We start from the raw sequence: 1,995 nt of genomic DNA on the forward strand, positions 1-1,995 counted from the left end.
TAGCCGAGTGCCGGCGGCCAGACGCCGATGATCACGGCCATCACCACGACCGTGACCAGCTCGTGCGCGATGTTCAGCGTGGTCAGCCTCGTCGAGCGGCCCTCGAACGCATCGTGGGTGATGAAACGTGCGGCCGTGAAGCCGGCCCACAGCGTGACCGCCGTGACGATGGTGCCCCAGAAGAACGCGCCGCCGTAGAAATGCCAGGCGATGGCGGATGCCCCGGCGAGCACCCATGCCGTGATGAAGCTTACGATGACCGTGGTGATGATGGGCCACATCGCCGTGGCCGCCGGACGGTCCATGTCGACGTTCGCTAGCTTCGACCACCGCGTGCCGAACACCTTCGGGGCGTACCAGATCGAGCCGACGATCATGCTCGACGCGGTGGCCAGCAGCACCGCCCAGTAGTTGATCTCGGGAACCATGACAGCCTCCACTCATCGGATGCCGTCAGGCTACTCCTGCGGCGATGCCCCCGTCGGATCGAACCGATTCGATGCGCGCTCTGGCACGACTGTAAGCGTTTGCAGTAGCCTGTTCGCATGGCACAGCTTGAGCAGATCGCAGCCCCCGGTTCCGAGTGGTGGCGCAGCGCCGTCATCTACCAGATCTATCCCCGATCCTTCGCGGACGCCTCCGGCGACGGCATCGGCGACCTCCCGGGCATCACCAGCCGCCTCGACTCGCTGCAGGAACTCGGCGTCGACGCGATCTGGCTCAGCCCCTTCATGACCAGCCCGCAGCGCGATGCCGGCTACGACGTGGCGGACTACCGCGACGTCGACCCCCTGTTCGGCACGCTCGCCGACTTCGACGAGATGCTCACCCAGGCCCATGACCGCGGCATCCGCGTGATCGTCGACCTGGTCCCGAACCACTCGTCCGACCAGCACGTGTGGTTCCAGGAAGCACTCAAGGCGGCGCCGGGCAGCCCGGAGCGCGCGCGGTACATCTTCCGCGACGGCAAGGGCGAGAACGGCGAGCTCCCGCCGAACAACTGGGAGTCGGTGTTCGGCGGCGGCATGTGGCAGCGCGTGACCGAGGCCGACGGCACCCCCGGCCAGTGGTACCTGCACATCTTCGACGCCACGCAGCCCGACTTCGACTGGAACAACGAAGAGGTGCAGGAGGAGTTCCGCTCCATCCTGCGCTTCTGGCTCGACCGCGGGGTCGACGGCTTCCGGGTGGACGTCGCCCACGGCATGATCAAGACCGAGGGCCTTCCGGACTACACCCCGCCGACCGACGCCGACTCCATGGGCGGCGGCGAATCGAACGTGCCGTACTGGGGCCAGGACGGCGTCCACGAGATCTACCGCGACTGGCACAAGGTGCTCGCCGAGTACGACGGCGACCGTGCGCTGTGCGGCGAGGCCTGGATGCCGACGCTCAAGCAGACGGCTCTCTGGGTGCGTCCGGACGAGATGCACCAGACCTTCAACTTCCCGTACCTGATGACGCCGTGGGACGCGAAGTCGTTGGGGGATGTCATCCGCGAGTCGCTCGACGAGTTCGGCGGCGTCGGAGCGCCCAGCACCTGGGTGCTCTCGAACCACGACGTCGTGCGGCACGCGTCGCGCCTCGCGCTCACGGCCGACAACCCCCAGGGTGAGGGCATCGGACCGAACACCCCGAACAAGCCCGACACCGCGATCGGCCTGGCCCGCGCCCGCGCGGCGACCACCCTCATGCTCGCGCTCCCCGGCTCGGCCTACCTCTACCAGGGCGAAGAGCTCGGGCTCCCCGAGGCGATGGAGATCCCCGACGAGTTCCGTCAGGACCCGACCTGGTTCCGCACCGAGGGCAAGCGCTACGGACGCGACGGATGCCGCGTGCCGCTGCCCTGGGAGGCGGAGGCTCCGGCCTTCGGCTTCAACGAGACCGGACTGTCGTGGCTCCCGCAGCCGACCGAGTGGGCGACGTACGCCCGCGACGTCGAAGAGGTCGACCCCGGCTCGACGCTCGCCCTGTACAAGCGTCTGCTCGCGGCTC

2 protein-coding genes are annotated in these 1,995 nt (G+C 68.2%); one reads left to right on the forward strand and one right to left on the reverse strand.

Translation table 11 applies throughout. The annotated features are described in order from the left end of the window. A partial coding sequence (locus ACNPM4_RS06895) for a DUF1761 domain-containing protein (protein ID WP_029263063.1) occupies positions 1-428 on the reverse strand: 428 nt, incomplete at its 3' end. A gap of 117 nt (positions 429-545) precedes the next feature. Here ACNPM4_RS06895 and ACNPM4_RS06900 point away from each other — a divergent pair. After that, positions 546-1,995, forward strand: a 1,450-nt coding sequence (locus ACNPM4_RS06900; RefSeq protein WP_448985191.1) for a glycoside hydrolase family 13 protein, incomplete at its 3' end; no start/stop codon positions are given.

The organism is Microbacterium umsixpiens, assembly GCF_053543675.1.